Origin of the sequence: Undibacterium sp. GrIS 1.2 (genome assembly GCF_040544435.1) — a bacterium.
Taxonomy (GTDB): Bacteria; Pseudomonadota; Gammaproteobacteria; order Burkholderiales; family Burkholderiaceae_D; genus Undibacterium.
The window spans coordinates 1-5,479 of sequence record NZ_JBEONP010000111.1; the positions used below are offsets into that span (position 1 = coordinate 1).

The 5,479-nt window shown below is 46.5% G+C and carries 5 protein-coding genes and 1 pseudogene; 2 read left to right on the forward strand and 4 right to left on the reverse strand.

Annotated features, from left to right (window positions below; all coding sequences use genetic code 11):
* Positions 1-249: 249 nt before the first annotated feature.
* A pseudogene (locus AAKU61_RS22855) lies at positions 250-441 on the forward strand (IS256 family transposase); the annotation flags it as partial.
* A gap of 181 nt (positions 442-622) precedes the next feature.
* Here the strand turns inward: AAKU61_RS22855 and AAKU61_RS22060 are convergent.
* From AAKU61_RS22060 to AAKU61_RS22075, 4 genes are all read right to left on the reverse strand, one after another.
* Positions 623-1,255, reverse strand: a complete 633-nt coding sequence (locus AAKU61_RS22060) for a glutathione S-transferase family protein (protein ID WP_354335721.1) — start codon at positions 1,253-1,255, stop codon at positions 623-625.
* Between the two features lie 33 nt (positions 1,256-1,288).
* Positions 1,289-2,164: a glutathione-dependent disulfide-bond oxidoreductase gene (gene yghU, locus AAKU61_RS22065; RefSeq protein ID WP_354335723.1), complete on the reverse strand. Its 876-nt coding sequence runs from the start codon at positions 2,162-2,164 to the stop codon at positions 1,289-1,291.
* Positions 2,165-2,343: 179 nt separating this feature from the next.
* Complete coding sequence (locus AAKU61_RS22070; RefSeq protein WP_354335725.1) at positions 2,344-3,024, reverse strand: cupin domain-containing protein; 681 nt, start codon at positions 3,022-3,024, stop codon at positions 2,344-2,346.
* Between the two features lie 444 nt (positions 3,025-3,468).
* Positions 3,469-3,918 carry a CHRD domain-containing protein gene (locus tag AAKU61_RS22075; protein ID WP_354335727.1) on the reverse strand — a complete coding sequence of 150 codons (450 nt, stop codon included), beginning with the start codon at positions 3,916-3,918 and terminating at the stop codon, positions 3,469-3,471.
* A 306-nt stretch (positions 3,919-4,224) separates the two neighbouring features.
* Between AAKU61_RS22075 and ltaE the strand changes: the two genes are divergently transcribed.
* Positions 4,225-5,298 carry a low-specificity L-threonine aldolase gene (gene ltaE / locus AAKU61_RS22080; RefSeq protein ID WP_354335729.1) on the forward strand — a complete coding sequence of 358 codons (1,074 nt, stop codon included), beginning with the start codon at positions 4,225-4,227 and terminating at the stop codon, positions 5,296-5,298.
* Positions 5,299-5,479: the final 181 nt, after the last annotated feature.

Here is a 5,479-nt window from a genome sequence, read left to right on the forward strand (position 1 = left end):
TACCTGTAAAAATAATCGTATTGATGAATTGCTTCCGCTGCGGGCAAAATCGGTTATTTGCTGATCGTCTAGGTGGGTCTGTCGGACGCATACGAATCTCATGTAGTTAAGATAAATTGAAGTCAGACAAATTTTTTATTACTCTGAATAGACTGGGGTTTTTCATTCAGATTTACGGTGATTGCCGAAGATCGCGGTGTAAGAATTTTTTGTAATCGGTCATTTCGCAGGAAACTGCAATATTTTGGGATGAGTAATAATGACCTTAGCGAATACTCCCTTCCGGCTGTATTAATCGATGTGCTGCTAGCCGAGTATAAAAAGACTGAAGATTCGATTGGTGAGGACGGCCTGTTAAAGCAGCTCACGAAAGCCTTGGTGGAGCGGGCGCTTCAAGCAGAAATGAGCCACCACATTGGCCATGGCAAGAACCAGTTAGTTGTTGCTACCAACAGGAAATTGCGTCGCTCAACGCAGATGCAGCGCACCGCCGGATTCACACCCAAATAATATCTACCGGAAATCGCATTCCTTTGGTAATCAGTATATCGGGTCAATCAATTTTCAAATGTATCCGACTACCTGAGTGCTATATTCATCAAGGTTAATGCGACGATACTCGTTAAAGAGACATAGCCTCCCGCTTCGCCATCAATGTGCGCCATCGCAGCAAATGCGGATGTTGCTCATCAGGCTTGATCTTGACGACGCGGGCGAAATCGACTGCAACTACCGCAGTGATGTCGACGATACTGAATCGATCTGTCGCAATATGTTCCCGATTTGCCAGATGATCATTCAAGGTAACGAAGAATTGCTGTATCCGCGCCAGACCTCTTTGAGCGAGTTCTGGAATCTGCTGGTAGTCCACTGGTCCTGGTAAAGCGCGTTGCTTCATCGAGGGAGAGCTATTCCGCATTGCCTCTGCAATTGCCAACAATCCTTCAAATTCAACCCGCCAGTTCCAACTCGCAATCTCGGCTTTCTCTTCCGGGGTTATTCCGAGCAACGGTGGCTCTGGATACTTTGCCTCAAGAAAAGCTGTGATCGCTGCATTGTCAGTCAATACTATTCCGCTCTCCGTTTTTAACGCAGGAACCGTAGAGAGTGGATTAATCTGTCGGTATGCCTCACTGAGTTGCTCTCCGCTCCTTAAATCAACCTGAACCGTTTCGTAGACTACCTTCTTCTCTGAAAGGAGGATTCGCGCGCGACGTGGGCTGGGGGCAGTACTGCAATCATAAAAAGTCATCATGGGTTGATGTTCCATTCAGAGGTTTGTCACTGATCAGACAGGTTTAACTAATTTGTCTTGCGTTTTTGTATCGAAATCACTCGCATCGTGTCGCTCATGCAGTTGACTTGCCGGATCACCAAAGACACGATTGACCATACGTCCGCGTCTTACAGCGGGCCGTTGTGCAATTTGATTAGTCCATCGCAGCACATGGGTATATTCCTGGACCTGCAAGAATTCTCCTGACTCGTACAACTGTCCTTTGGCCAATGCACCGTACCATGGCCAAATCGCCATGTCGGCAATAGTATATTCATCGCCGGCAACAAATTGACTTTCGGCGAGCCGGCGGTCAAGAACGTCCATCTGTCTTTTAACCTCCATGGCATAGCGGTTAATTGCATATTCGATCTTCTCAGGCGCATAAGCATAGAAATGCCCAAAGCCACCGCCAAGAAATGGAGCACTCCCCACCTGCCAGAACAACCAGGAAAGACACTCCGCCCGATCGGCGGCGCCTTCAGGAAAGAAGGCGCCAAATTTCTCGGCCAGATAAATCATGATTGCACCGGACTCGAAAATGCGGATCGGATTTCCATTACTTTGATCCACCAGAACAGGAATTTTTGAGTTCGGATTGATGTCGGTGAACCCACTACTGAATTGCTCGCCCTCACTGATATTGATCAACCAGGCGTCATACTCTGCACCGATAAATCCTGCGGCTAACAGCTCTTCAAGCAGCACTGTAACCTTGACACCATTGGGTGTTCCTAGCGAATAAAGTTGCAGCGGATGACGTCCTACCGGTAGCTCGCGGGCGTGGGTAGGGCCTGCGGTCGGGCGGTTAATATTCGCAAATCGTCCTGTTTGCTGGGTATTAGGAGTCCATATTTTGGGAGGTGTGTAATTCGACGAGTTATTCATTGGACACATAACCTTAAATTGATAATTTCAAATTTGCCAAGGTCAACTATACCTCACATGGGCAAGACAATCGCATCAGCATTTTGGCATCTCACTGAGTCGATTTGATTCCAAGTCAAGTGCACTATTTCTCCGCAATGCATACGGGTTCGAAAGTTGGTGATATCTTGTGAAGGGCGTTATCCGAATATTTCTGCTGAGCCAGCGACAGGCAAGTGGCCAGTTTTGACTAAGATAGTACATCCCTCCTCACTGAGAGGACTGTGCATGCTCAAATGCGGACTGCGTATCCATGTACCAGCCGGATACTTTCCAAACTCGTCCTCAAAGGTACCGGCTAATACATAGATTTCTTCACCACCATAATGTCGATGTTGACTAAAACGCGTCCCTGGAGCCCATCGTACTAAGGCCGTATGTTGAGTATTGAACTCTGACAGAGGCATCACTGACAAACCCGGCACAAGTCCTGGCAACCATGCCGCACTCGCCGTATCGACTATGGTACGTTGGCTGTCGTCCGGATCAAGATGGCGCAGTTTTACGAACAATGTGCATCCAGTCGTAGAGCTTGGCGCATGCGAAGATCCAGGGGGATTTTTAATGTAAGTCCCCGGACCGTAGCTTCCTGATTCATCGCAAAGTACCCCATCCAGAACAAGGATTTCCTCACCCAAATCATGTTGATGGGTCTTAAAAACAGAACCTGGCTGATAACGCACAATTGATGTAGCTCTTGCGATCTCCTCTCCGTCACGTTCTAGTAATTGGCGTTGAATGCCGGTGATTGGCGAATCGAGCCAATGTAACGTTGAAGGATCGATCACAACCCGTTTAGATAAGTCTGAATTGAGTCTCATAACTTTTATATGCTTATTAGTTGGAGGGTAAGGTGAAGAACTGCAAATGGTTTCTCAATCGATACTTTATTCGATCCATTGGCTTCAATTTGACAGATGGCAGTCGTATCGGTTTTTGCCATAGGTCTTGTGCCACCGCGAATACAATAGTCCATACAGTCAGCTAGGCGAGTGATGCTTGAGTCTTCATTATAGGATCAAGCTCCTGCCGGGCTATAAAGCTGGAGACATATAATCCATCGATTCGTGTCATTGAATATCGCTCGTTTATGTAACGTGGCGAATAGTTCGGTATCGCATCACTGCGTTATTTTATAAAAATCTACTCTGTACAAAAGGCGCTATGGATATTTAAACCTTTTTGGGCGTAGATCTAAAAAAGTACACGGCGCATATTCACCGCGTACATTCGAAACAACTTGAAATAATCATCATCCGATTGAGTTATTGCGCAATCAAAGCCTGAGCGCGAACTTCACCACCGGGATTAGCCGCAGTATGTAAATTGACGTACCACTTGCCCGCTAACAAATCGGCTGCTTGTGCTGGAGTCAATGTTGCAGAGCCTTTGATTGGACTATCAGTGCTACCGGTGAAACCAAGTGCCACACCAGCATTTTGTCCGGCAATTGCAGGTCCATGAAAATGTCCTGCTTTCACTGGGCCAGTCAGCCCAGAATAGGACACAGTCCAGTTGAGAACATTTGTTTGCTTGTTAAACGTCGCCGCCAGCAAACCCGTTCCGGTACTTGAATTTGATGGCGTCTCGGCAGATGCTGTTAATTTTCCGTTGATCGCAACCTCGTTCGACATCATTGGATTTGAGCTGCAACCAGTCATAGCGGTGGCACATGTGAACAAACTTGCGATAATCACTTTACGAACTTGTATCATTATTGTCTCCAGATTGATAGGAAATATGTTTCAACAGCCATTAAGATATCGCTGACTGAAACATCAATGTACTCCGATATCTGCATTTAGGGCGGATACATCAGCGGGACAGTACGACCAAATTGTATTTGGCTAATAACTATTTTTTGTATGATTCCCTATTTTTGTAGCGACAATAACGACTCGCTTTACCTATGATATTGTCGAGCATTCACCAATAAATTGACGACTCAAAAGCAAATAACAGTTCAACTAGTCAGTCACTCAAAAGTCTCAAACTAAACTAACTTTTATCGGAATAAATTCATGGGCGATTTTCGAAGCGATACCGTAACGCAACCCACACTCGCGATGAAGCAAGCGATGTCCGACGCGCCTTTAGGTGACGACGTATATGGAGATGATCCTACCGTCAACCGACTACAAGACATGGCGGCAGAGATGCTCGGGTTTGAAGCATCTCTATTTGCACCAAGTGGCACTCAAACTAATCTGATCGCCTTGATGGGACATTGCCAGCGCGGAGAAGAAGCGATAGTTGGTCAACAATGGCACACTTATCGTTGGGAGGCTGGCGGCATGGCAGTGCTCGGATCAATTCAGCCTCAACCTTTAGAAAATCAGCCAGATGGCACGATAGCGCTTGACGATATTGCATCTGCGATTAAGCCCGATGATCCTCATTTTGCAAGGACACGGCTTATCGTTCTTGAAAACACGACCGGTGGCAAGGTGCTGCCACTCGCTTATATGCGTGATGTCCAGATGCTGGCAAAAAAATATGGTTTGCGCTCCCATATTGATGGCGCGCGCTTGATGAACGCCGCAGTATCGATCGCGACAGAGAATAGTAGTGATCCAATTAAGGAGGCGAAGAACATCTGTAACTCCTACGATTCTGTCTCGCTTTGTTTGTCGAAAGGCTTAGGTGCACCAATAGGATCTTTATTACTCGGTTCTTCCTCTTTCGTTGCGCAGGCGAAACGCACACGAAAAATGCTCGGTGGTGGTATGCGTCAAGCTGGAATATTGGCGGCAGCCGGTATATATGCACTAGAAAACAATGTTCAAAGGCTGACTGATGACCATGCAAATGCGTCGATGTTGTCGAACGGACTAAAAGAGATTATCCGCACTCATGCCAGACTGAATGAAAGCTCGACTGTCGTCCATCCTGCACATACGAATATATTGTTTATGGATGTTGCCAGCGATGTCGCAAGCGTCTTTTTGCCGTATTTGGCAGAGAACAATATTCGTGTGACAAGCGGGATTCAAAAAAGCAAAGATGGTCCGGTCAGACGCATCCGTTGGGTGACCCATCTCAACGTAAATCAATCCGATGTTGAACGGGCTCTTACGGTAGTGGCTCGTTTTTAAAGATAACTGTGGTAATTTCAACTGGTCGACGCAACTAAGAGGAGCCTGTAAGAAATTCTGTGTAAATGCCACGGAACAACTTAGTAGTCGTATTGTTGAATACGGTCACCAAACTCAATCATAAATCGATTCAGCGCCATACGCCAATTCTGAATGGGCATCGTCCATTTTTTTGATGCCT